The sequence below is a fragment of the Puniceicoccus vermicola genome, from assembly GCF_014230055.1.
Lineage (GTDB): Bacteria > Verrucomicrobiota > Verrucomicrobiia > Opitutales > Puniceicoccaceae > Puniceicoccus > Puniceicoccus vermicola.
Genome location: NZ_JACHVA010000019.1, coordinates 31604 through 54835, shown reverse-complemented (window position 1 = coordinate 54835; position 23232 = coordinate 31604). Strand labels below are relative to the sequence as shown.

The 23232-nt window shown below is 56.4% G+C and carries 21 protein-coding genes; 11 read left to right on the top strand and 10 right to left on the bottom strand.

The features are described from left to right. Nucleotides 1–584: 584 nt before the first annotated feature. The gene (locus H5P30_RS01620) at nt 585–2546 is read right to left on the bottom strand and encodes a phospho-sugar mutase (RefSeq protein ID WP_185691217.1); all 1962 of its coding nucleotides are present in this window, start codon (nt 2544–2546) and stop codon (nt 585–587) included. A 272-nt stretch (nt 2547–2818) separates the two neighbouring features. Between H5P30_RS01620 and H5P30_RS01615 the strand changes: the two genes are divergently transcribed. The 6 genes from H5P30_RS01615 (at nt 2819) to lpxK (ending at nt 10355) form a co-directional block, all read left to right on the top strand. Then, a complete protein-coding gene (locus tag H5P30_RS01615) occupies nt 2819–3790 on the top strand; it encodes a metal ABC transporter solute-binding protein, Zn/Mn family (RefSeq protein WP_185691222.1) in 972 nt (323 codons plus the stop codon). Between the two features lie 144 nt (nt 3791–3934). Next, nucleotides 3935–4741, top strand: a complete 807-nt coding sequence (locus H5P30_RS01610) for a metal ABC transporter ATP-binding protein (protein ID WP_185691221.1) — start codon at nt 3935–3937, stop codon at nt 4739–4741. Beyond that, complete coding sequence (locus tag H5P30_RS01605; RefSeq protein ID WP_246459159.1) at nt 4738–6222, top strand: metal ABC transporter permease; 1485 nt, start codon at nt 4738–4740, stop codon at nt 6220–6222. Before H5P30_RS01610 ends, H5P30_RS01605 begins: the two co-directional genes overlap by 4 nt. After that, nucleotides 6219–7157: a metal ABC transporter permease gene (locus H5P30_RS01600; RefSeq protein WP_185691216.1), complete on the top strand. Its 939-nt coding sequence runs from the start codon at nt 6219–6221 to the stop codon at nt 7155–7157. Before H5P30_RS01605 ends, H5P30_RS01600 begins: the two co-directional genes overlap by 4 nt. Before the next feature lie 540 nt (nt 7158–7697). Continuing rightward, entirely contained in the window at nt 7698–9083 is a 1386-nt protein-coding gene (locus H5P30_RS01595) for a class II fumarate hydratase (RefSeq protein WP_185691215.1), read from the top strand. A gap of 27 nt (nt 9084–9110) precedes the next feature. Further along, nucleotides 9111–10355 carry a tetraacyldisaccharide 4'-kinase gene (gene lpxK / locus H5P30_RS01590; RefSeq protein ID WP_185691214.1) on the top strand — a complete coding sequence of 415 codons (1245 nt, stop codon included), beginning with the start codon at nt 9111–9113 and terminating at the stop codon, nt 10353–10355. Between the two features lie 104 nt (nt 10356–10459). Here the strand turns inward: lpxK and H5P30_RS01585 are convergent, their stop codons facing one another. Continuing rightward, nucleotides 10460–10894 (bottom strand): metal-dependent transcriptional regulator, encoded by a 435-nt coding sequence (locus H5P30_RS01585; RefSeq protein WP_185691213.1) that lies wholly within the window; start codon nt 10892–10894, stop codon nt 10460–10462. Between the two features lie 233 nt (nt 10895–11127). On the opposite strand from H5P30_RS01585, the gene H5P30_RS01580 reads away from it, so the two are divergent. From H5P30_RS01580 to H5P30_RS01570, 3 genes are all read left to right on the top strand, one after another. After that, on the top strand, nt 11128–11739 hold the full coding sequence (locus H5P30_RS01580) for an HAD family hydrolase (RefSeq protein ID WP_185691212.1): 612 nt from the start codon (nt 11128–11130) through the stop codon (nt 11737–11739). A gap of 75 nt (nt 11740–11814) precedes the next feature. Then, nucleotides 11815–12330 (top strand): hypothetical protein, encoded by a 516-nt coding sequence (locus H5P30_RS01575; protein WP_185691211.1) that lies wholly within the window; start codon nt 11815–11817, stop codon nt 12328–12330. Between the two features lie 62 nt (nt 12331–12392). Further along, entirely contained in the window at nt 12393–12698 is a 306-nt protein-coding gene (locus H5P30_RS01570) for a hypothetical protein (protein ID WP_185691210.1), read from the top strand. Nucleotides 12699–12704: 6 nt separating this feature from the next. Here H5P30_RS01570 and carA read toward each other — a convergent pair whose 3' ends face one another. Next, entirely contained in the window at nt 12705–13868 is a 1164-nt protein-coding gene (gene carA, locus H5P30_RS01565; RefSeq protein ID WP_185691209.1) for a glutamine-hydrolyzing carbamoyl-phosphate synthase small subunit, read from the bottom strand. Nucleotides 13869–14055: 187 nt separating this feature from the next. On the opposite strand from carA, the gene H5P30_RS01560 reads away from it, so the two are divergent. Next, entirely contained in the window at nt 14056–15243 is a 1188-nt protein-coding gene (locus tag H5P30_RS01560; RefSeq protein ID WP_185691208.1) for a KamA family radical SAM protein, read from the top strand. A 99-nt stretch (nt 15244–15342) separates the two neighbouring features. Here the strand turns inward: H5P30_RS01560 and H5P30_RS01555 are convergent, their stop codons facing one another. The 6 genes from H5P30_RS01555 to cls form a co-directional block, all read right to left on the bottom strand. After that, the gene (locus H5P30_RS01555; protein WP_185691207.1) at nt 15343–16407 is read right to left on the bottom strand and encodes a hypothetical protein; all 1065 of its coding nucleotides are present in this window, start codon (nt 16405–16407) and stop codon (nt 15343–15345) included. Then, on the bottom strand, nt 16404–17900 hold the full coding sequence (locus tag H5P30_RS01550; RefSeq protein ID WP_185691206.1) for a phytoene desaturase family protein: 1497 nt from the start codon (nt 17898–17900) through the stop codon (nt 16404–16406). Before H5P30_RS01550 ends, H5P30_RS01555 begins: the two co-directional genes overlap by 4 nt. 28 nt (nt 17901–17928) lie before the next feature. Beyond that, nucleotides 17929–18525, bottom strand: coding sequence for a crossover junction endodeoxyribonuclease RuvC (locus H5P30_RS01545; RefSeq protein ID WP_185691205.1), 597 nt, complete (start codon nt 18523–18525; stop codon nt 17929–17931). Between the two features lie 167 nt (nt 18526–18692). Further along, nucleotides 18693–18926, bottom strand: a complete 234-nt coding sequence (locus H5P30_RS01540; RefSeq protein WP_185691204.1) for a hypothetical protein — start codon at nt 18924–18926, stop codon at nt 18693–18695. 141 nt (nt 18927–19067) lie between these two features. Next, nucleotides 19068–19862: an endonuclease/exonuclease/phosphatase family protein gene (locus H5P30_RS01535; RefSeq protein ID WP_185691203.1), complete on the bottom strand. Its 795-nt coding sequence runs from the start codon at nt 19860–19862 to the stop codon at nt 19068–19070. After that, nucleotides 19859–21256, bottom strand: a complete 1398-nt coding sequence (cls, locus tag H5P30_RS01530) for a cardiolipin synthase (protein ID WP_185691202.1) — start codon at nt 21254–21256, stop codon at nt 19859–19861. Before cls ends, H5P30_RS01535 begins: the two co-directional genes overlap by 4 nt. Nucleotides 21257–21449: 193 nt before the next feature. Between cls and ppgK the strand changes: the two genes are divergently transcribed. Next, nucleotides 21450–22190, top strand: coding sequence for a polyphosphate--glucose phosphotransferase (gene ppgK, locus H5P30_RS01525; protein WP_185691201.1), 741 nt, complete (start codon nt 21450–21452; stop codon nt 22188–22190). A 38-nt stretch (nt 22191–22228) separates the two neighbouring features. On the opposite strand, the gene H5P30_RS01520 is transcribed toward ppgK, so the two are convergent. Continuing rightward, on the bottom strand, nt 22229–23122 hold the full coding sequence (locus tag H5P30_RS01520) for an aldo/keto reductase (RefSeq protein WP_185691200.1): 894 nt from the start codon (nt 23120–23122) through the stop codon (nt 22229–22231). Nucleotides 23123–23232: the final 110 nt, after the last annotated feature.

The following is a 23232-nucleotide window of genomic DNA, read 5'->3' as shown; positions in this document are numbered from 1 at the left end:
CGAGTTTGCGCGGGCAAGGCTGAAGGCCGTGCCCCACAGTGGGTGGGTCGCTTCAGCGCCCACCGTGCGATAGAGTGAGCGGATCGGTTTGGCGAGAAGGGTTCTTTGGATCTGTGGGGAGCGTTTCCGAGTTTGCGCGGGCAAGGCTGAAGGCCGTGCCCCACAGTGGGTGGGTCGCTTCAGCGCCCACCGTGCGATGGAGTGAGCGGATCGGTTTGGCGAGCAGTGTTCTTTGGATCTATGGGAAGCGTTTTCGAGTTTGCGCGGGCAAGGCTGAAGGCCGTGCCCCACAGTGGGTGGGTCGCTTCAGCGCCCACCGTGCGATGGCGTGAACGGATCGGTTTGGCGAGAAGGGTTCTTGGGGGCTTCGGAAGCGTTTTCGAGGTTTTGCGGCAGCTTAAGCGGTCCTGGGTGGGGTCCTTTTCTGCCAGTGGTCTTTTTCACTGAGATCACCATCCGCACGTTCTGGGCTGAGCCATTCGTTGAAAACAGCGAGAGCCGGGGCGGCGGGGCCCCGGCTCTCGGAAAACTCAACCGATCGGTGTTCTCCAATCGGGTCGGTTCTTATCCTTCGAGGACCATTCTTATCCGGCGCGCTCGGCGGCGTCGGCTTCAATGGCTTCGCGGAGGGCTTTCAGGTCGGCCTCGAGGGATTCTTTTACCTTGGGTAGTTCTTCCTCGCTGGCGACTTCTTGGCGGCCGAAAACATAGAATTTAATCTTGGGCTCGGTTCCGCTGCCGCGCACGGCGTAGCTGTGGCCATTGGCCAGACTGACGAAATAGAAATCCTGGCTCGGAATCACGTCCCCATCGGCATCGTGGATGGTCTGAGTGCCGAAGTCGGTGAACTTCTCGACGGCCACGCCATTCATTTCCTTCGGGGGATTCTCGCGGTAGGATTTGAGAATGTTGGCAATCTTGGCAGCTCCACTCGCGCCTTCGTAGTAGACGTTGCCGAGGCGCTCGAGGTGGTAGCCGTGCTTGAGATAGATTTCGTCGAGGAACTCGAGGACGGTTTTGCCTTCTTCCTTCAGGGAGGCCATCAGCTCGCAGAACATGAGAACCGCCGCATTCGCATCCTTGTCGCGGATAAGGTCGTTGGCGAGATAGCCGTAGCTTTCTTCGCCGCCGAAGACGTAGAAGGTGCTGTGTTCGAGGAGGAGGCGCGCCCGTGTCTGGTAGTCGGTATCGTCGTAGGAAAGGACAATGCCCTGAGTCTCCCGGAGCTTCTGGTCGAGGGTTTCCTGATATTGGCGGAGCTTGGCCCCGATCCATTTGAATCCGGTCAAGGTGTTGATGACCTTGAGCCCATGCCCGTGGCCGATGCGTTCCTGCAGGGGAGTGGTGACGAACGTCTTGATCAACGTTGCGCTCTGGGTGCCTTCCTCGGGGAGGAGCCCGTTCTTCTTCATCTGGCGGATGCGGAACTCGGCGAGGATGGAGCCGATCATGTTGCCGGTCAGCAGAACCATTTCCCCATCCTCACGCCGGACGGCGACGGCCATGCGGTCCGCATCCGGATCGGTGGCGACGACGAGGTCAGAGCCTTCCTCTTTGGCTTGGGCGATTGCCATCGAAAGAGCTTCGGCATTTTCCGGGTTCGGAGACTTCACCGTCGGGAAGCGGGAATCAGCGATCGCCTGTTCCGGCACTTCCGAGACTTCGAGACCGAGGCGCTTGAGAAGGGGAATCGAGGAAACTCGGCCCGTGCCGTGAATCGCGGTGAAGACGACCTTCGGCTGGTTGCGGCTGAGAAGATCCCGGTCGAGAACGCTGCCTTCGAGGACGTCGAGGTAGGCGGAGTCGGCGGATTCACCGAGGGTGACGACCCGGGAGAGATCCTTTTCGAGGAACTCGGCGGTTTCATCGAGAGAGACCTTATCGACCTCTCCGACGATTCCCTCGGCGTGTGGGGAGACGGTTTGGGCGCCATCTTCAAAGTAAACTTTGTACCCGTTATCGTGCGAGGGATTGTGGCTCGCGGTAATGACGATGCCGGTGTGAGCCCCGAGAAAACGAACCGAAAAGCTCAACTGCGGAGTCGAGCGGGGACCGTCGAAAATGTAGGCTTGTCCCCCCATCTGATTCCAGACGGATGAGGCCAATTCGCAAAAGTGGCGGGAGAAGAATCGGACGTCGTGCGCGATGACCAGCTTCGGCACTTCGTAATCACGGCCATCCGCCGCAAGGAAGCCTTTCGTATAGCGGAAGAGGCCCATCGTTGCCCGGGTGACGTTGATGTCGTTGAGCACATTCGCGCCGATCGCGGCGTGATCGGGGTTGTCGGGCCCGCCGGCTCCGAGTTCCTGAGAGGTGGCGACGCTACCAATCGTGCGTCCCCGCATGCCCCCGGTCCCGAAAGCCATGTTTTGGAAGAAACGATCATTGAGCTCCTCCCACTGCTCCTGCTCCACGAGCTCGTTGAGCGAGTCGATCGCCCATTGGGGTAGACTCGGGCTCTGCAGCCAGGTGTTCAAATTTTCGGCGGACGCAGCGAGAAGTTTCCCGGCGTCGACGGCTTCCTTGATAGCAGTGTTGTTCGGCATGGTTTGCAGTCGTGAAGGTTCGAGTTCGGATTTCAAAGATTCCCGGGCTCGGGTGCAACGAGGGAATTACGGGAATCGAATCCCTTTTGAAACGTTTTTGTCGTCTTCGGCAGGGAAGGGAGGCTTTCACGGGCTGGTCTCCAGCAATGAATTTCTCGAAAAGGGCGTTGACAGAACCGGAATGTAGCCAAGGATACATTGAAGGGTGTAGCTATAGCTACATTCTGGATTTTAAAGCGAATGGACAACGACTGAGCAAACCCTCGAAGATTATGAAGAATTACTGGAAAAAAATCGCCGCGTCATTGGGTGGACTCTTGTTGGCGGGAAGTGCCTTGTTCGCAGCCCCCGACTCCTATCCCTACAAAGCGGTGACGACGGTGGGAATGATCACTGATGTGGTGAAGAACATCGCTGGAGATAAAGCGCAGGTCGAAGGAATCATCGGAGAAGGGATTGACCCTCACCTCTACAAACCGACGCGCAAAGACGTGGTTGCGATGAGTCGGGCGGACATCGTCTTCTACAGCGGTTTGATGCTGGAGGGGAAAATGGCGGACGTTTTGATCCGCGTCGCCCGCAAAGGGAAACCCGTTTATGCGGTAACGGAAGAAATCCTCGAGAGCGAAGACTATGTGATGACGGACGAGGCCGATCACTATGACCCCCATGTCTGGATGGATGTCGACGGATGGATCATGGCTACTCATGTGATCGCCGAATCTCTGGAGGAGTATGATCCAGAGAATGCGGATTTCTACGCCGCGAACGCGGAAGCCTACATTGAAAAACTGGAGGAGCTGGACGCCTACGCGACGGAAGTGATCGGCTCCATTCCGGAAAATCAACGATACTTGGTCACTGCCCACGATGCCTTCAATTACATGGGGCGTGCTTACGGGATTGAGGTGAAAGGTATTCAGGGGATTAGCACTGAATCCGAAGCGGGCGTTCGAGATATTGAGAATTTGGTCGATTTCCTGGTCGATAATCAAATTCCCGCTGTCTTTGTCGAAACTTCGGTTTCGGATAAGAATGTCCGGGCTCTGGTCGAGGGGGCAAAAGCGCGGGGGCACGATCTCCAAATCGGGGGTTCTTTGTTTTCCGACGCCATGGGGCCGGAAGGATCTTATGAAGGAACCTATATCGGAATGATCGATCACAATGCGACCACTATCAGCAGAGCTCTTGGAGGAGAGGCTCCTCAGGGAGGGATGAATGGTAAACTCTCAAACTCCCGTTGAGCCGAAACTCTGGCACTAGAAGTGCGGTTGTCTCTTTTTATCGCACTCTTCTATTTTGAGCGAAGCTGAAGCCGTTTTCCTCCAATTCAAATCTGTTCAGTAACCGAGTTTACGAATTTTCTCATGTCGAAATTTTTTCAAAAAATGGCTCCGCCGCAGGATTCCTATTCCCGCGGTGAAGATCATTCTCCGGAGGCGCCGCTTTCCATTCATGATTTGACGGTAGCCTATCACCGTAAGCCAGTTTTGTGGGACATTGATCTCGACATCCCAGAAGGAAAGTTGGTCGGAATCGTGGGGCCCAATGGCGCGGGGAAGAGCACGCTGATTAAGGCCTGTTTGGATTTGATTCCGGTGGCGTCGGGGGAGGTGAAGGTCTACGGGAAGCCTTATGGCAAGCAGCGGTCTCTTGTCGGCTATGTTCCGCAGCGTGAAAGCGTGGACTGGGATTTTCCGGTCAGTGCGGTCGATGTGGTGGCGATGGGACTCTATCGGCGGATCGGTTGGTTTCGGCCCGTCAGAAAGAAGCACAAAGACATCGCCCGTGAGGCGTTGGATCGAGTCGGGATCGGTCATTTGGCGGACCGTCAGATCAGTCAGTTGTCGGGTGGGCAGCAGCAGCGAGTCTTCCTCGCTCGGGCTTTGGCCCAGGACGCCACAGTTTATTTTATGGATGAGCCCTTTGCGGCAGTCGATGCGGCGACCGAACGAGCAATCGTTACGCTATTAAAAGATCTGAAGCATCGGGGGAAGACGACTCTGGTCGTCCATCACGATTTGGCGACCGTCGCGCAGTATTTTGACTGGGTGATTCTTCTGAATATGCGAGTCGTGGCGGCCGGTCCGACCGAAGAGGTGTTTACCCAGGAAAATCTGCGGAAGGCCTACGGTGGGAAGTTGAGTCTTCTGGCGGAAGCGGGACACGCACTCTCTCAGGCAGATCGGTCATGAAGTCGTCTCGGATGAAAGCGGGAATGGGCCGGGTCCTCGGTCTTCTTCTCGCGGTAGTGGTTCCGATGCAATCGGGGATGGCTCAATCCGGGCCGAGGAGCTTTTCGAGTTTGCAGGATCGAGGATTCGATTGGCCTTCTTTCGAATCGATTTGGGAGGTGGTGACTCTTCAGCAATACAATACGCGCCTCGTGGTCGCGAGCACCTTCATCCTCGGGCTGGCTTCGGGACTGGTGGGGTGCTTCCTACTTTTGCGGAAGCGCTCCTTGATGGGGGATGCCCTTTCGCACGCCTGTTTGCCTGGGATCGGAATCGCCTTTATTCTCGGGGTGACCCTGTTTGGAGAGGGGAAGAGTCTCGCTGTTTTGCTCGCGGGAGCTTCGGTGACTGGATTGCTGGGGGTTGGCCTCGTCTTGCTGATCCGCAAAACCTCGAGGATTAAGGATGACGCTGCGATGGGGATCGTCCTGAGTGTTTTCTTTGGGGCAGGAGTGGCGGTTCTCGGGATGGTCCAGAATATGCCCAGTGCGAGTGCGGCGGGTCTGGAATATTTCATTTACGGGAAGACGGCGTCGATGATCTTTCGGGATTTCCTGCTGCTTTCCGGAGTCGCAGTAGCCGCCTTGATCTGCTCGATTTTGTTGCTCAAAGAATTTACCCTCCTGTGTTTTGATGAAGGGTTTGCTCGGAGCCAAGGCTGGCCCGTGTCGTTGCTCGATGTCCTGATGTTGATTCTGGTGGCGGCGGTGACTGTTGTCGGGCTTCAGTCGGTCGGGTTGATTCTCATCATCGCTTTTCTGATTACTCCGGCTGCAGCCGCCAGATTTTGGACCAACGACTTGCGGACGATGCTGATCCTTTCGGGGGTGATCGGTGGTGTGAGCGGTTGGCTTGGGGCGGGGGTGAGCGCTTTGCTCCCACGCTTGCCAGCGGGAGCCGTGATTGTCCTCATGGCTGCAGCGATCTTCTTTTTTAGCATGATCTTCGGGGCCTCCCGGGGGATCTTGCGGCGCAGTATGTCGATGCGGCGATTGAAGAGAAAGGTCGGCCGTCAGCATCTGTTGCGCGCCGTCTTTGAGATCCAGGAGAAAACTTGGAAAGAGGAGTCACTTCGACCGGCGAATGTCGATATCTCTTATGATCAACTTCTTCATCATCGCACTTGGAGTCCACGGCAGTTGAAGAAATTGGTGAAACGAGCCCAAGGCGAGGACCACATTGAGTGGGTTGATTGGCGGACGCTTCGTTTGTCCGAATCAGGATTTGGGGAGGCCTACCGAACGACGCGGAATCACCGGCTTTGGGAGATCTTCCTCTTTACTCACGCGGATATCGCCGCGAGTCACGTCGACCGCGATGCGGATTCGGTCGAGCACCTTCTGAGCACCGAGATGGTCCGGGAGCTGGAGTCGAAATTGAAAATGGCCTCTATGCCGGAGAGCCCGCACGAGATCGGTATATCTCGAAAGGAGGCAGTATGATTTGGTATTCAATAGACACGTGGATTGTCATTATCGGTGCTCTGACAGCGATCGCCTGTGCTTTGCCGGGTTCGTTCTTGGTCCTGCGCCAGATGAGCATGATGGGGGATGCGATTAGCCACGCAGTGTTGCCGGGATTGGCGATCGCCTTTTTGGTTACAGGTGCCCGGGCCAGTCTTTCGATGTTTGTCGGGGCCGCGGTTGTCGGGGTCTTGACGGCGGTCTTTACCCAATGGATCAGTTCCTGGGGTAAGGTGGATCGGGGCGCTTCCATGGGGATTGTCTTTACGACTCTCTTTGCCATCGGCCTCCTCCTCATTGTCCAGGCGGCCGATCATGTGGATTTGGATCCTGGTTGTGTTCTCTACGGTTCGATCGAAGTCGCCGCCTGGGATACCGCATGGACGTTCTCGATCGGAGATCTGCTGGTCGAGGTGCCGCGTTCGGCGATCGTTCTCGGAATCGTCAGCCTCCTGAATCTCTTCATCGTGATCGCCTTTTTCAAGGAACTGCGAATCAGCTCCTTCGATCCGGATCTCGCCACCACTCAGGGGATCAACGCGCAATGGATGCACTACCTCTTGATGACCCAGGTGGCAGTGACCACGGTCGCAGCATTTGAAGCGGTGGGGAGCATCATCGTTATCGCCATGCTGGTCACTCCGGCGGCGACGGCCCATCTGCTGACGGATCGGCTGGGGTTGATGCTCATCCTAGCCAGCATTATCGGAGCGCTCAGCGCCTTAATCGGGCACCTTTTGGCCTTGGTGGTGCCTCCGCTCATCGGATTCGAGAGTACGACGACGACAGGAATGATGGCGGTGGCAACCGGGCTCTTCTTCCTCCTCGCCTGGCTCTTTGCCCCGCGTTACGGGTGGATCACTCGCGTCCTCTTCAAGCGCTCAGTGGTTTCGGCCGAAGCCGAAGGAAGCTGAGTTAGAATTTACATTTCCTGAGGATTAGGCTCTCGCCAGCAATGCGGGGAGGGTGGTCTCTAGGTGCGAATGGCAGGTATGATCCATTTGTGCGGAAAAACTTCCCACCCGCTGGCGCTGGTCTGCCCTCCTACTCGCACGTCCTTTCATCCATTTTTCGACTCCGAGGTTTGAGCATCAGGCCTTTCCATAGGAGCTCGGAATTCATTCCGCCCCGCATGCCTCTCGGTCTAGTGTATAAGGATACCGAGGGTAGTGATTCCTTCAGGTGTAACGACAAGTGCGGAAAGTTTTGGATCGAAGTGATTTCATTTTTCTCGGTCTTGAGGGGAGCGCGGTGCTTCAGCCCGCGTCTTCGGAATCTTCTTATGCTTAGACACGCGGGCTGAAGCACCGCGCACCACTTAACTTTTTCAGGGCTTTCTTACAAAATGGCAGCAATCGCCAGCCGAAGTCCCCGCACTTCTGGTTGCACGGAGGGGAGGGCGGGCCAGAGGAAAAGGCTGGCCTTCCTGGGAATTGATTTTCATCCTCCTCGTCATGCGTACGGAAAAAGACTCCATGGGTGAAATGCAGGTCCCCGACGAAGCTCTCTACGGAGCCTCGACACAGCGGGCTGTTTTGAATTTTCCAGTCAGTGGGTATCGGATGCCCGATGGTTTTATCAAAGGTCTGGGCCTTGTGAAGGCCGCCTGTGCTTCCGCAAATGAGGAACTCGGTCGCCTGAGTCAGGAAAAGGCGGAGTTGATCCGCAAGGCTGCCGATGAGGTCATGGACGGCGGTCATATGGAGCAATTTCCGGTCGATGTTTTCCAGACCGGGTCCGGCACTTCTTCGAACATGAACATCAACGAGGTGATCTCGAACCTGGCTTGCCAGTATGCGGGGAAGCCGATTGGTGCCAAGGAGCCAGTTCACCCGAATGACGATGTGAATATGGGGCAATCTTCGAACGATATTGTTCCGACGGTTCTTCACGTGAGCGTTGCTCTCGCCCTGCAGGAGACTCTGATCCCCTCGCTGGAGCATCTGGCCGAAGAACTTGAGAAGAAAAGCGAAGCTTTTAAGGAAGTCGTCAAGATTGGCCGCACCCACCTCATGGATGCGACTCCGTTGACTCTGGGGCAGGAGTTTTCCGGGTATGCTGCTCAAGCTCGCAAGGGCGTCGAGCGGGCGAAAAAAGCGGTTGGGATTCTCGGGGAACTCGCGATTGGCGGAACCGCGGTCGGAACCGGCATCAACTGTCATCCGGATTTCCCCGGTAAGGTCGCCCGAATTCTGTCCGAGAAAACCGGAATCACCTTCCGGGAAGCCGACAACCACTTTGAAGCCCAAGGGGGCCGGGATGACGCCGTCGAGGTTGCGGGCCTCCTGACGACCATCGCCGCGAGCTTGACCAAGATCGGGAACGATATCCGTCTCCTCGGATCGGGCCCTCGGTCGGGTCTCGGTGAGATCGCTCTTCCTGCCACTCAGCCCGGATCGTCGATCATGCCGGGCAAGGTCAATCCGGTGATGAGCGAGATGCTGGTCCAATCTTCCATGTACGCGATGGGCCTCGGTAACACGGTCGCCATGTGTGGTCGCGATGGTCATTTCGAGCTCAACGTCACCATCCCGCTCATTGCCTACAGTCTCCACGAGTCGATCAAGGTTCTGGGGAATGCGGCCAAGACTTTTGCCGATCGGTGTGTCGCTGACATTGAGGCCAACACCGAGACCTGTGACCAGCTCGTAAAACGTTCGCTGATGCTCGTCACCGCCCTGAATCCGCACATCGGTTACGACAAGGCCTCGAAGGTGGCCAAGAAAGCTTTTGCCGAAAATAAAACCCTGCGTGAAGTCGTTCTTGAAGAAGGACTTCTTGATGAACAAACTCTCGACGCCGCGCTCGACCCCATGAGCATGGTTCATCCGTCCGCTTAGGGCGATGGAGTCGAGGGTGACGAACGAGTGAGTTCCCAGCCGAAAAAACATTCCAAGTTCAAAAGCCGTCTCGACGCGCTGGAAGGGTTTCTGGTCGATGTGGTTTACGACCGCAGAACTGGCCGTTCGGCCACCGTGGTCGGTTCGATCCTGAACGGGTTTTCGTATCTCTTCGAGTCGATCGTCCGCTTCCGTTGGTATCTTTATAGCAATCGGATTTTCCGCAATCGTCCGCTCGGGTGTTTGGTGGTCGTAGTCGGGAATTTGACGGTCGGGGGAACCGGTAAAACACCGGTGGTGGAAAAGTTTGCCCGCAGTCTCCACGAGCAGGGGCGAAAGGTCGCCATCCTCAGCCGAGGATATAAGAGCAAGAAGGAGCCTTTTTATAAGAAGTGGTGGCGGGCGGTTACGCACGTCTCCGAGCCCCCTCCGCGGATCGTCAGCGACGGGGAAAAGGTATTGATGGGCCCCGAGGAAGCAGGGGATGAGCCCTACATGCTCGCTCGAAATCTTCCCGGCGTCCACGTGCTGGTCGATAAAAACCGGGTCAAAGCGGGCGCGTATGCCATTCGTCGTTTTGGGTGTGACACCTTGATCCTCGACGATGGTCTGCAGTATCTCCCTCTCAAGGGAAGTATGAATCTGGTCCTCGTCGATAAGACCAATCCTTTTGGTAACCGGCGGCTGCTGCCCCGAGGAATTCTCCGCGAGCCCGTGAGCCATTTAAAGCGGGCATCGTATGTATTTTTGACCAAGTCGGACGGTTCGCCCTCCGAGGAGCTCGAAGGGTTTATTCATAAACACCATCCTGAGGTGGAAATCATTGAGTGCTCGCACCGGCCCACCCACCTGCAGAGTCTCGATCTGAACGAAAAGTTCCCGGTCGAGAAGTTAAAGGGTGCACGGGTCGGAGCCTTCAGTGGGATCGCCGTGCCCGAGGGGTTTGAAGCTTTTCTCCGTGATAACGGGGCCACGATTCGCTACAACCGCCGCTTCCTCGATCATCATTGGTTTACGGATCGTGAGCTGCTGTCGATCGGAGAGCAGGCGAAGGAAATCGGAGTCGATTTTCTGGTGACTACCGAAAAGGACGCAGTGCGGATCGGCTCGCAGATCGATTTCGGCCTTCCGATCTATTTTCTTCGCCTCGAAATTGGCATCCTCCGCGGTGCCAATGACTTCGAAGAGGCCGTGGCGAGGGTCTGTTTCCCCGGTCGGCCTCTCTCCGAAAAGGCGCAAGTCAAAGCGCTGCGAGTCGCTTCGGCTTCGTAGGTGGGACTGGGTCCATCGAGCCTGTCGGAAATCGCAAATTCTGGATTCTCGATCTCCGGGAGATCAATTTACGGCGAACTACTCCCGCAAAACCGGCCGGGGGGCTATCGTTCGTTGAGGTGTTCCTTCATCGCGGAGAGTGTTTCCGGACTCAGGTGGTGCTCGATGCCTTCGGCATCGTTGGAAGCGGTATTTTTCGAGACCCCGAGGGAGACGAGAAACGATTCGACAAGCCGATGTCTCTCGTAGCACCAGGCGCCGAGCTCGCGACCCTTATCCGTAAGGGATATCCCGCTTTCACTGCGTTCGAGAAAGCCTTGTTCACTCAATTTTTCAAGAGCACGGATGACCGTGACGTGGGAGACGGCGAAAATCTTTTGCAGGTCGACGACGCGAACGGGTTCTTCATTGCGCTCCATTCGGTAGACCGATTCGACGTAGTCTTCCGTTCTCTCCTCGCGGTGCTGGCCGCGGATCGCCCGGTGGGTGCGGCGTAGCCGTTTCTTTGGGTCCGTTTCTGTTTTTTGAGTTCCGGCCATGACAGCCTCCACTATGAAGATGTTGGAAGCGGAGGAAAGTTGATTTTGTGAGTGAGTTTGCAGGGTCGGAAGAGTTGGTGCGAAGCATGGGTCAGGAAGGGGAGGAGTCATCCAGAATGGGTCTTCTTAGAATCCACGATTCGGGTTTTTGTCCTTTTGCTCCAATTGTGACGATTTGGAAAAGAAAATGATTTCGTTTTGACGCTGGCGCAAACCATGCTCTCTGTTCTCGTATGTCATTAACTCTTCCGCCAGGCCGCTTCGATGCCTACATCTTCGATTGTGATGGAACTCTCATCGATTCGATGCCTTTGCACCTCGAAGCCTGGAACTATGGATTGCGACAAGCTGGCGCGGATTGGGATATTCCGGAGGATTATTTTTATGATTCGGCAGGAAAATCACTCCTGCAGGTCGTCGAAGAGCTGAACGCTCGCTTTCCGGGAAAGCTGCTCGCCGAGAATGTAGGAGAGCACAAAGAAGAGTTCTACCACCGGAAAATTCATGACCTGAAAGCTTTTTCCGATGTGGTCGAGCACCTCAAGGAGGCTCGTGACCGTGGGATTCCGACAGCGGTCGCTTCGGGGAGTGCACGCTTTGCAGTCGAGAAATCCTTGGAAGTCACAGGGTTGATCTCGATGGTCGACGTGATCGTGGCCGCCGAAGATGTCACTCGAGGCAAGCCCGCTCCCGACTGTTTCCTCTTGGCTGCGGAGCAGCTCGGAGTCGATCCCTTGCGGTGCCTTGTCTTCGAGGATGGCAAAGCGGGTCTCAAGGCCGCGGGGATCTGCGGTATGGCCACCGTCGAGGTGGACGCGCGCCGTGGCGCTGCTCTGCACGTCTGATCCAGAGAGGACATCTCTCACTCCGTAGAGGTTTGATTGACCCGATCGGGGCAGCTTGATTGTCTGCGAGGCAAGATGAGTCGGTTCTTCGCAATTTCATTCTCCTTTCTGGCAACGGTCCTCATCGTATTGGCAGCCGGGCCGACCGAGAAAGACGTTCGGGAGTATTTGGATCAGTATTTGGGAGCTTGGAGAGGGGAAGTCTCAGTCGAGAACTCCAGTGGCGAAGTGATCCGGACCTTTCCGCTCGCGGCCGAGTATTGGAAGTCCGGAGATGTGTTGAAGGGGCTTACCGCTTTCGAAGTTGGGGGCGAAATGACCTTCATTGAGTCGGAAAACTACTTTCGCAACGGCCTCCTCTTTGCCGATGTCACTCAACAGGGGGAGACGGTGACCTACCGGGGATATCTTCGTGAGGAGTCGCTGGATTGGGTGCCCTACGACGTGGATTTGAATACTGAGCGGCTGATGAAGGAATGGTTTTCCGAAGAGAACGGAGAAACCATCCTTCGCGTGGTAGGGGAGGAGTTGCTCCATTCCGACAAAGGGACCGGCAAAGTGATCCTCAAGGCCAAGATGATTCGTCAGTAGATCCTATCGGGTAAAGTTTTGCCCGCTTTCGTTTGCCGTTCCGGCAAAATGCCAAAATTTCATTGCCAAACTTCAGACAGCTGTCGATTCTGGTCGGGATGAAAAAAATCGCCCTGTTGTTGTCTGCCTTCTGCTTAGTTGCCTTATCCGGATGCAATACCGGACCGACTACCGCTCAGCGTGAAAATATGCTCGAGCCGAACGATAATTATAACTTCTTCGGAATCGTAAAGTCGGAGCAAGGTACCTTTAAGCATCCTTCGCTCACCACCGCCGGAGTGTCCGTCGATGAAGTCACCACTCGCGATAACTACAGTGGTGACAGCGTGACCCTCCTCTGGGGCCTGATCACGCTGCGCGACTATTAATTTTTCTCAGCTTTCGCCCTCTTGGGCGAAAGCTGCTACCATTTGGTAAAACTTCTCGAAGTTCCCCGTCCCGTCATTCGGGCCGGGGCCTGCTTCGGGATGGTATTGGACGGAGAAGACCGGGCGATCCTTCAATCGGAGTCCGGCGACCGTCTTATCGTTGAGATTGATTTCACTCACGATGGCCCGATCTGCGATGGAATCGGGTTCGGAGGCAAATCCATGGTTCTGGGCCGTGATGACGACTTGGCCCGTCTCCAGATTTTTGACCGGCTGATTTCCGCCGCGGTGACCAAACTTCAGCTTAAAGGTTTTCCCTCCGATGGCATGGGTGATCACTTGGTGACCAAAGCAGATCCCGAAGACCGGATATTGATCAATGAGGCTCCGAACCGTTTCGTGGGCGTAGGTGACCGCTGCGGGGTCTCCGGGGCCGTTGGTTAGGAACACGCCATCGGGATTGAAGGCTTCGATCTCCTCGGCCGAGCAAGTTGCAGGGAAGACTGTGACGTCAAACCCATGGTCATAGAGATGCTTGAGCATCGAGTCTTTGGAGCCGTAGTCGATGGCGGCGATCCGGAAACGCTTCCGCGGTTCCCGAATCTTGCCGAGATGGGTGCCAATGACGGTAAACGGGGTGCAGCTTTCGGCGGTCCCCTCAAAAAGTGTTTCTTCTTTGCGAGTAACGTCCTTGACGAAGTCGACTCCTACGAGGCCAGCCCATTCGCGGGCGCGCTTTACGGCTTCTTCGCCGGAAATGCCTTCCGTTGAAAGGCAGCTTTTCATGGCGCCGGAAGTGCGCAGCTTCTTGGTGATGGCGCGGGTGTCGACCCCGCTGATCCCAGGGATGCCATTCTCGTTCAGGTAGTCGGGGAGGCTCTGGGTCGAGCGCCAGTTGCTGGCGACCGGGCTAATTTCGCGGACCACGAAACCGCTGGCTTGCGGGTGGGCTGACTCAATGTCGTCGATATTGACCCCGTAATTGCCAATTTGGGGAGCTGTCATCGTGACGATTTGGCTGAAGTAGGAGGGATCCGTGAGGATTTCCTGATAGCCCGTCATGCTCGTATTAAAGACGGCCTCACCGACCACTGTTTTCTTGGCGCCGAAAGCAACGCCGTAAAAACAGCTTCCGTCCTCGAGGGCAAAAACCGCTGGTTCGTATTCCATATTTGTCTTTGTGATCGGTTGAAGTGTCGGGCGCAAAGAAAAAACCTGCGGATTCTCGTGGGATTTGTGCTTCACAGAGATTTGTCTCCGAAATAGAGCAAAAGAGGGAAAACGTTCACCCCTTTGACTTTCAGGTGAACCCCCGTACTCTCTTTAGTTTCCCAACTGAAAGTTAGAAAGAATTTTTATGTATCCAGACGATCGCCGTGATAATTGGTACAAGGGCCAGGGCTACTGGTCCGACGTCCCAGAGGAAAAGTGGAAGAGTTGGCGCTGGCAGCTGCAGAACCGGATCACTTCGGTAGAGCAGCTCGAGAAGTATATCGACCTCACCCCCGAAGAGAAAGCGGGTACTCGGTTTGCCGAATTCAAGCTCTCTCTCGCCATCACCCCTTACTTTTTTAACTTAATCGATCCGAAAGATCCGAACTGCCCCGTTCGGCTCCAGATGATCCCGCGTGCCGGCGAAACGCGCACCGCACCCGAAGAGCTTCTCGATCCGGTCGGGGAGGAGTCCACTATGCCGGTCGAAGGTCTGGTCCACCGTTATCCGGATCGGGTTCTGTTTTTGGTGACGGATCGTTGCGCTTCGTATTGCCGCTACTGCACGCGGAGTCGCCTCGTCTCCAATGCCCAGGATTACAATTTTCACCCGAGCTTCGAAGCGGGGCTCGAGTATATTGAGAATCACCCGGAAGTACGGGACGTCTTGCTCAGTGGAGGAGACCCACTGCTTCTAAACGATACGAAGCTAGATTACCTTCTTGGTCGTTTGCGGGCGATTCCGCATGTGGAGTTCATCCGTATCGGCAGTCGTATCCCGGTTTTTCTTCCACAGCGGATCAATGACAAGTTCTGTGAGGTGCTCAAGAAGCATGGGCCGATCTGGATGAGTATCCACGTCAATCATCCGAAGGAATGTACGGAAGAGCTTTATCAAGCCTGCCAGCGCCTCTCCTTCTCCGGAACTCCGATCGGGAATCAATCGGTTCTGCTGAATGGAGTGAACGACAACCCCGAGATTTATCGCTCGCTGATCCACCGGTTGTTGATGATGCGCGTCAGACCGTACTACTTGTACCAGTGCGACCTCATCACGGGAAGCTCCCACTTCCGCACTTCGGTGGAGAAAGGGGTGGAGATCATTCGGGCCCTTCGTGGAAACACGACTGGCTATGCGATCCCTCAATTTGTCATCGACGCTCCCGGTGGTGGAGGGAAAATTCCGATCAATCCCGACTATGTCGAGAAGGTGACGGAGGATGAGATTGTTCTCCGGAATTACGAAGGGCGTCTCTTCCGCTATCCGCTGAATCCCACCGCAGACAAACCCATCGTTGAGGAACCCACTGGAGAGGTTCCACTTCTGGTTTAGGAGGTTCTACCGGATCGCATAGAGCTTGCGGGAGAGCTGCTCGGAGACGGTGAATCCCGCGTGAGGCGCGAGCTTCGGGACGAGAGGTTTTGCTCTCCGTTACCGAGTGACGCCCCAGAAGAGTGCATCAATTCCGACCCGGAGGCGGAACTCGGGTGCCCAATTGTTCTCGCGTTGCCAGAATAATTCGGGACTCACAAAGAAAAAGAGCCAATTTTTCCGAAGGGGGTGGCGATAGTTGGCGATGACGCGATGCTCATCAATCGTCTTATGTCCGCTGATGTGGCCGGAGATACGATAGATCAGGTCGATACCCTCATTGTAGGACCGGGCAGAGACGAGTGGGCGGCGATCTGTGGGTTCGATCAATCGCCAGACATGTGCCAAGGTGACGGAGGATGCCCATTCGATACCAGTCGTGGCTTCCGTAATACGAAATCCAGTGTCACTTTTGAGCATGATCGGGTCCCACCAGCGGCCGAGCAGAAAGTTGCCTCCAGTGCCAAATCCGTCCTCATCTGTCTGGTAAAAGACACTGTATTTGGGGATCATCTGCCAGTCTATCGGCTGGAAACCTTGGGACCAGGTGCCGATTACGTACCCGACAGGGGGCCAGCGGACCTTTCCCCCGACTTTGACTGACGTGCCTTTGAGGATCCTTTTCTGCAGGCCGATTTGCGGGTCGTTGTCCTCTTCGTTGGGCTGGGTATTGGGGAGAGGTGCGAGGTCACCGGTGTCGATGATCAGGCTCAATCGTTTCTCCAGGCGTCGCAGGCGAATGGAGGCGTAGTAATCCAGTTTGAATTGGTAGTCAGATGAGTCGCTCTCTTGGTAGACGAGGTAGGGCATCAGCCGGATTCGGTTGTGGAAGGTCTCGTCTTCAATGAGGGTTCCGTCCGACAGAAAACTGTCGAGGATCTGGAGGTTCTCGGCGAATGTCAGGTAGACGGAGTTTTTGGCATGGTCGAGATAGTCGTATTGGTCTCCCCGAAGGAGTCCATGATCCTCTTCTTCCGGGAGGTTCCCCTGATCGGGTGCATTGCTGGGAATGTGCTTCGGAGGGCGACTTGTGGAGTCGCTCTCAGGTGGGGTTACCGATGAACCCGCTGCGAGGATGGTGATGGAGAAAAAGGAGCTGAGGAGGAGAACCGACAGCCACTTCATGGGTCGAGAAATGAGAGGCAGGCGTCCGCTGCGAAGTTGCCACTTAAGAGGGCGAGGGGAATTCCTCCTCCGGGATGGGCAGATCCTCCCGCATAAAACAAACCCGGGCAACGGCGGTCACGATTCGGGGAGCGAAGGAAGGCTTGTCGCTGAGTATTGGAACTCATCCCGTAGAGAGATCCATTCCAGGCGCGGTAGGATTCCTGATAAAAGGTCGGGCCGTGGTAGTGCGACCATTCGATTTCCTCAGGGTCGATCGGATAGCGCTGGAGGAGCTGTTCGATGACTCGACTGGCGTAGGCGTCGTTTTCCCAATTTTGAAACTTCTGTAGGCTCGGGGCGTTGACGAGGACGAACCATCCCTCCTTGCCCTCCGGGGCGAGATGGGGCTCGGTGGCCGAGGGGCGCGAAAGGTAGAGAGTCGGATCGGGAAGAGGTCGGGGCTCGGTGAACAGGGCATGAAATTCCTCGCGGTAGTCTCCCGGGAAAAACACGTTGTGACAGGCTAGATCGGGGTGACGGTTTTGCAGGGCCATCAAGATGACAAATCCACTGCTGGAAGCCTCCTTGCGCGCGGTGCGCCGGGCCTGTTGGGAGTGGGCGGGGTGATCGGCCAAGAGGGGGCCTGTCCGGCTTTGGAGGGTGTCCTGATTGCAAATGACGGAGGGGGACTGGAGCATCTCTCCGTCGGACAGTGAGACTCCTGTTACCCGTCCTTGAGAATCGAAAGAAACTCGGTCGACCTCGGCGTTGGTTTCGATTCCCACTCCGAGTTCACCGGCGAGTTTTTCGAGCGCCTGGACCAAGGCGTACATGCCGCCGCGGCATCGCCAAGAGCCAAAGGCCAGCTCGGCGTAGGCAACCACATTGAAGATGGCCGGGGTTTGGTGTGGATCTGAGCCGTTGTAGGTGGCAAAGCGGGAAAACAATTGGATGAGGCGAGGATCTCGAAAATATTTCCGCAACCGGGGTTCCATTCGACCGGGAAGGAAATCGGGGAGGGCTCGGAGGGCTTTCGCCCAAGGGATCGAACGAAGAGCCGGGAGGCCCGGCGGGTTGAAAAGGAAAGCGGGTCCGCTGACTTCCCAAAGGCGCGTAATGTAGGCTCTGAATCGTCGAAATCCGTCGATCTCATCGGGAAAGCTCTCGGCAATCGCTGATTCAAAGTCGTCCATTGTCCCGGGGGCATCGAATCGGGATCCGTCGGAAAAGAAATAACTGCAGCCCGGTTCCACCGGTTCGATCTCTAGATAGTCCCGGCGGTCGCGACCGACAGATTGAAATAAATCATCGAGGACGAAGGGGAGGGTCAGGACCGAGGGACCCAGATCGAAACGAAACCCGTCCCGCTCAAAATAATCGCATTTCCCACCGAGGTGGGAATTTTTCTCGAGGAGGCGCACCGATTTCCCGGCTGCAGCGATGCGACAGGCGGCCGAGAGTCCTCCGAATCCCCCACCGATTACGAGGCTGTCATACTGAGAGGAGGACATGAGCGAGCAGAATGGAGGAGAGTGACTGTCAGGAGGTGATGTGGGGCCGTTTGGTCGTGAACCAGTGGCACATGGCGACCGCGGTCGCATCGGACTCGTCGAGGGAGATTTTCTCGGTCGCGCCAGCGACCATCTGCACAAGAGTGCTGCGCAATTGCTCCTTACTCGCTCGACCGTAGCCCACCACGGCTTGTTTGATGCGGAGCGGGGGATATTCGTTAATTTCAACCCCGCGAAGGACCATGGCAGCGATCGCCGATCCGCGGGCGGCTCCCAGAACCAGTGCGGTCCGATAATTCTGGACGTAGATGGCCTCTTCGACGGCAGCAACTTTGATGGGGAAATCCTGAAGAATCTTATCGAGGCGCCGGGATATCTCGCCAATGCATCCCTCCGTTTTGTAAGACGGCGGAAATCGAAAAACCTCGGAGTGAAGCAGGGTCGCCTGGCGTCCCTTGGTTTCGATCACAGCGATCCCCGTCCCGCGTAGACTGGGATCGACTCCGAGAATGATGCCGTCCATCGGACGTCGGTCGACCCGTTCCGGAGTGGAGGCCCGGTTTTTCGCCGTTCCTCCGCTGCGGACGAATTCCGCCCAAAGTTTTCCATTTGATTTTCTCGCCACGGAAAGAGAGCCAAACGGCATTCCACCTTCCCTGCAAATCCCAAGGCCAGGGATTTCCGCGAATGCGGTGAGTCGGTGGGTCGGTGAGTCGGTGGGTCGGTGAGTCGGTAGGCCGGTGGGAATTTGGGCCCTATCGTGGGAATCGCACGACTCAAGTAATACCGAATTTAGTAAGGTTTGACCGTTATGGTGCAGCGCAGAATCGAAGCAGCGCAAGGCGCAGGGATCTGATTAGTATCGAGATACGCTCCGATCCCTGCAACGCCGCGACCTTCGATTCTGGACGCATCCCCCTGGGACGGGCGGGAAATGAGCCCGAGCAGCGTTAGCCCAATTGGCACGGGTCGCAGACCCGCCTCCAATTGGGCCGCCTTGCTCAGACTCATTTCCCATCCCGCCATAACTATCAAAACTTCCTAAATTCGGTATAATGCGAGTTCGGGGAGAGCCCAGAGTAGCGAGAGCTTCCAGCTCTCGATTCGCGTGTGATCGGCTCGAAAGCCAAATCTTCACCTTTCAAACCTTCAATCCGGGCTCCTCGCTCATCCGGCCGAGCGAGTGGATTCGAACTCAGTCAGAATGAGGTTGTGATCGGAGAGCCGGCGCCCGTCGATGGCGGCGGGAATGACGTGGTATTCCTGGCAATGCAGTTCGGGGGTGTGGAAGCAGTAGTCGAGGCGTCCGCGGCCGAGGCGAAGAGGGCTCCAGCCGTGGAAGGTTTGGCTGCGGTCCGGTTTTCCTTCTTTACGGGAAGCGTCCTTGAAACCCGGGGGGCCGGAAAGGAGTTCCTGAAAAAGAGGGTTGCGCGGTCTCATGTTGAAATCGCCGCAAAGGAGAATGTGGTCGTCGGGATTGCGGTCGTAGGTCTCAAGCCGTTGTTCCAGCAGTTCGAGGCTGCGCGCCCGGGACTCCCGGCTCTTGTGGTCGAGATGAAGATTGATGAGCCAGACACGGGTCTCCGGATCTTGGTTCGGGTGGAGGCCGAGGACTCCGGCCAGCCGATGGCAGCGGGCCTTCCAGCCGATCGAGGGTTCATCCGGCGTGGGGGAGAGCCAGAACCGATCCGAGTGGAAAACGGAGAAGCAATCGCCGAGAAGCATAATGGGCACCCCTTCGCCGGTATGGGTGCCGTCTTCACGGGGATAGAAGACCGCGTCCTTCGGAGCGATTCGTTCGAGGAGGTAGGGGTAGGCTTCGGGGAGAACCTCTTGGAGGCAGACGGCGTCGGGCTTTTGCGCGAGGATGAGATCGGCGATCTCCGCCATGCGGCTGCGAAGGTGGGCGGTGCGTTCGGTCCGCCGATTTTGGACGTTGAAGCTGAGAAGGCGGAATTTCATAGGATCGGCACAAAGAGTCGGGAGATGCCTTGCTTTAATTTATCGGTGAGCGGTTGGTTGCGGAATTTTTCAAGTTCGATGCGTTCGGCCCGTTCGAAGAAGACTTCGTAATGTTTGTCGAGCTGGGCGACGGTATCCCTATCCTCAATCAGGAGGGTGGTCTCGAAGTTGATTCGGAGCGAACGAGCGTCGAGATTGGTCGAGCCGAGGACGAATAGATTGTCGTCGATGATGTAGACTTTGCCGTGGTGAACGGCTTCGTGGTATTCGTAGACCTCGACCCCGTCCTCCATGAGTTGTTCGTAGTGAGCCCGGCCAATATCGACCATGTATTGATGTTCGTTCGGGGTGGGGATGAGCATCCGGACGCGGACTCCGCGGCGTGCGGCCAGCTGCATGGCAAGGATGACGGATTCTTCCGGACCGAAGTAGGGGGTAAAGACATCGAGCCTCTCCTTGGCGTGATTGCAGGTGAAAATAAAGGTCTTGAGGAAAGAACGGTCTGGCTCGTCTGGGCCGCTGTTGACGACGGTGACCGGAATATTGGCGTCGTCGTTGGAGAATCCCGTGTAGTGGCGATCGGCCAGCCATTCCTCGGTAGCGAAGGACCAGTCGGTGGCGAAGACGGTTTGCAGGGCGTCGACGACGGGCCCCCGAACCGACATTTGCATATCGCGCCAAGGACCGACTTCAGAGTCCTTGCCTTCGTATTCGACCCCGAAGTTCATCCCTCCGACGTAGGCGATCTTGCCGTCGATAACCTGGATCTTCCGGTGATTGCGCAGATTCAGGAAATAGCGGTTTCGGAAGGGCTGCACGGTCATGCACCAGCTGAACTGGCCACCCGCCTGGATGAGGGGTTTGAAATAGCGGGTTCGGGTCGAAGCGGAACCGATTTCATCGACCAGAAGGCGAACCTCGACCCCGCGTTTTGCGGCGCGGCAGAGGGCTTCGAGGAGGCGGTCGCCCGCGGAGTCCATCCGAAATACGTAGGTCTGGATGTGAACGAACTTCTCGGCCTTATCGATGGATTCCAGAAGATGGGGGTAGTAGGTCGTGGTATCGGGAAGAAGTTTGAGACCGCTGGCACGAGTCAGGGTGTTTCCCGATAGGTGGGAGACGTTCTGCAGGAGCGGAGCGATCTCGGGAGAGCCTAATGGCGCATTGGGGTCTTCCAGGTGCTCTCCCGGGGGATGGGAAGGGATCGAACGGCGGCGAATTCGGTCTGAGCCGATGGTCAGGTAGAGTGGAATCCCCAAGGCTGGAAAGATCAGGAGCCACAAGGCCCAGAGAACCAGGGAGGTCGTGCGTTTGCGCGAAAGGAGTAGATGGATAAGGGCGCCAAAACCAGCGAGTTGAGAGAGAAACCAGAGAAAGAAGATGATCGTCCACATAGTGAGTTGCCCTCCGGCATCGAAGGGCGAGTAGAGAGAGGAGTTTCCGCTGGAAAAGTCATTCTGTCAAAGCGACTGTGCTCCCTCAAAGGTCGGATGATTTCCCAGAAAAATCGAAAAAGAACGAAAAAAACCACTGGTAAGGTATGGGGAATTCACATTGGATACCGACCCCTCGCAAAATCTCTGAATTATGAAGGCAATTGGAATTGATATCGGTGGTTCTCGCATCAAAGCAGCAGTGGTCGATACGGATGATGGAAGCTTAATCACCAAGCGCCAAAGAATCGATACCCCTCGTCCGGCGACGCCGAGTGCGATCATCGATGCCTGCGGAGAGGTTTTGGAAACCTTTGGCGATATCTCGCCGGTGGGGGTAGGGTTCCCCGGGGTCGTCCGTGATGGAAAGGTTTTGACCGCGCAGAATCTTCACCAGGATTGGATTGGGTTCTCATTGGAGGAGGCCCTTTCCGAACGTCTTCAGCGTCCGGTTCGGGGTCTGAACGATGCCGATTCCGCTGGAGTGGCTGAGGTGCGTTTCGGGGCCGGCCAGGGAGTCGACGGATCGGTGATCTTGCTGACGATTGGAACCGGCCTGGGGTCGGCTCTCTTTACGGACGGAAAGCTGGTTCAAAACACGGAGATGGGTCGTATGTTTTTCGGTCGGAAGCGGGAGGCGGAAGATTACGTTTCCGGAACCGCGAAGGAGCGCGACGGCCTGAGTAATGAAGAGTGGGCCAAGCGGTTCGAAGAATATCTGAAGCACTTGGAGGATCTTTACTGGCCTCGGATGATTATCGTCGGAGGTGGGGGCGCAAAGAAATTTCCGGAAGTGAAAGACTTGATCAAGACCCGCTGCGAACTCCGCCACGCCACGGCCAAGAACAAGGCCGGTATCATCGGTGCGGCCGTTTGGGCCGCGGACCAGAGCTGAGCGAATAGGCCTGGGCGAGGGCCGCGGTCTGCTGGCTCTTATTCGAGCAAATCCGCCGCCGCAGCGTTCTTCCGGGTCTGGTCGGCGTCTTTACAACCCGGGATGACCGAGGTGACGGCTGGATTCTTCAGGCACCAAGCCAGGGCCCATTGGGCCATATCCGTGCCCTCCGGAACTTCCTCGCGTTGGATCTTTTCGACCTCCCTCAATCGCGAGTCCCGAAAATTGTCAGTGTGCCAGGCATTGCGCACGTCGTTGGAGGGAAACTGAGCGCCGGGCTTATATTTGCCACTGAGATAACCGCTGGCGAGCGGCACCCGGGCCAGCACACCGAGATTCTCTTCCTGACAGGTTGGGAGAACTTCCGATTCGGGGGCGCGATCGAGCCGATTGTAAACGACCTGAATCACCTCCGACCCGACATCGGGAGAGGCCTTCACCTGGTGGGAGTTCGTGTTGCTGCCGATCGAGGTGCCGAGGTGGCGGATTTTGCCCTTCTCCTTTTCCTTGGCCAACGCTTCCCAGAGGCCTTCGGTGGCGAAGGCTTGGTCATCCAAAGAGTGGAATTGATAGAGGTCGACATAGTCGGTGCGGAGGGCGCGGAGGGAGTCCTCTAGCTGTTTGACCACGGATTCGGGGTCGATGACTTGGTTGCGGTCGAAGTTTTTCTTAAAATGATGACCGAACTTGGTGGCGATGATCCAATCTTCGCGATTCTCAGCGACCGAGGCTCCGATCAGTGACTCGGAGAGGTGATCGCCGTAGCACTCGGCCGTGTCGATGAGATTGATCCCACTGTCCCGGGCGGCGGCGAAAATCTTGCTTGCGTCGCTCTCCGAGTAGGTGCGGCCCCATTCTCCTCCGAATTGCCAAGTGCCTACGCCGATGACTGAAACTTCTAAACCGGTGGATCCGAGGGTGCGGTATTTCATGGCGACAGGATGCGTTCTCGGGCGAGAGCTGTCAAACAGGCTGGAGGAAGTCCATTCCTTTCAAAAAGGGGGGGTGTTAAAAACGTTTGCCGCCGCGGGTTCCAGGGACA

Bases quoted from the DNA above. Each gene is read 5' to 3' on its own strand.
- H5P30_RS01600 (WP_185691216.1), top strand. From the start codon at position 6,219: ATGATTTGGTATTCAATAGACACGTGGATTGTCATTATCGGTGCTCTG.
- ppgK (WP_185691201.1), top strand. From the start codon at position 21,450: ATGAAGGCAATTGGAATTGATATCGGTGGTTCTCGCATCAAAGCAGCA.
- H5P30_RS01555 (WP_185691207.1), bottom strand. From the start codon at position 16,407: ATGAAGTGGCTGTCGGTTCTCCTCCTCAGCTCCTTTTTCTCCATCACC.
- H5P30_RS01540 (WP_185691204.1), bottom strand. From the start codon at position 18,926: ATGGCGGGATGGGAAATGAGTCTGAGCAAGGCGGCCCAATTGGAGGCG.
- H5P30_RS01615 (WP_185691222.1), top strand. From the start codon at position 2,819: ATGAAGAATTACTGGAAAAAAATCGCCGCGTCATTGGGTGGACTCTTG.
- H5P30_RS01580 (WP_185691212.1), top strand. From the start codon at position 11,128: ATGTCATTAACTCTTCCGCCAGGCCGCTTCGATGCCTACATCTTCGAT.
- H5P30_RS01575 (WP_185691211.1), top strand. From the start codon at position 11,815: ATGAGTCGGTTCTTCGCAATTTCATTCTCCTTTCTGGCAACGGTCCTC.
- H5P30_RS01560 (WP_185691208.1), top strand. From the start codon at position 14,056: ATGTATCCAGACGATCGCCGTGATAATTGGTACAAGGGCCAGGGCTAC.
- H5P30_RS01535 (WP_185691203.1), bottom strand. From the start codon at position 19,862: ATGAAATTCCGCCTTCTCAGCTTCAACGTCCAAAATCGGCGGACCGAA.
- H5P30_RS01595 (WP_185691215.1), top strand. From the start codon at position 7,698: ATGCGTACGGAAAAAGACTCCATGGGTGAAATGCAGGTCCCCGACGAA.
- H5P30_RS01605 (WP_246459159.1), top strand. From the start codon at position 4,738: ATGAAGTCGTCTCGGATGAAAGCGGGAATGGGCCGGGTCCTCGGTCTT.
- H5P30_RS01610 (WP_185691221.1), top strand. From the start codon at position 3,935: ATGGCTCCGCCGCAGGATTCCTATTCCCGCGGTGAAGATCATTCTCCG.
- H5P30_RS01520 (WP_185691200.1), bottom strand. From the start codon at position 23,122: ATGAAATACCGCACCCTCGGATCCACCGGTTTAGAAGTTTCAGTCATC.
- H5P30_RS01585 (WP_185691213.1), bottom strand. From the start codon at position 10,894: ATGGCCGGAACTCAAAAAACAGAAACGGACCCAAAGAAACGGCTACGC.
- carA (WP_185691209.1), bottom strand. From the start codon at position 13,868: ATGGAATACGAACCAGCGGTTTTTGCCCTCGAGGACGGAAGCTGTTTT.
- cls (WP_185691202.1), bottom strand. From the start codon at position 21,256: ATGTGGACGATCATCTTCTTTCTCTGGTTTCTCTCTCAACTCGCTGGT.
- H5P30_RS01620 (WP_185691217.1), bottom strand. From the start codon at position 2,546: ATGCCGAACAACACTGCTATCAAGGAAGCCGTCGACGCCGGGAAACTT.
- H5P30_RS01550 (WP_185691206.1), bottom strand. From the start codon at position 17,900: ATGTCCTCCTCTCAGTATGACAGCCTCGTAATCGGTGGGGGATTCGGA.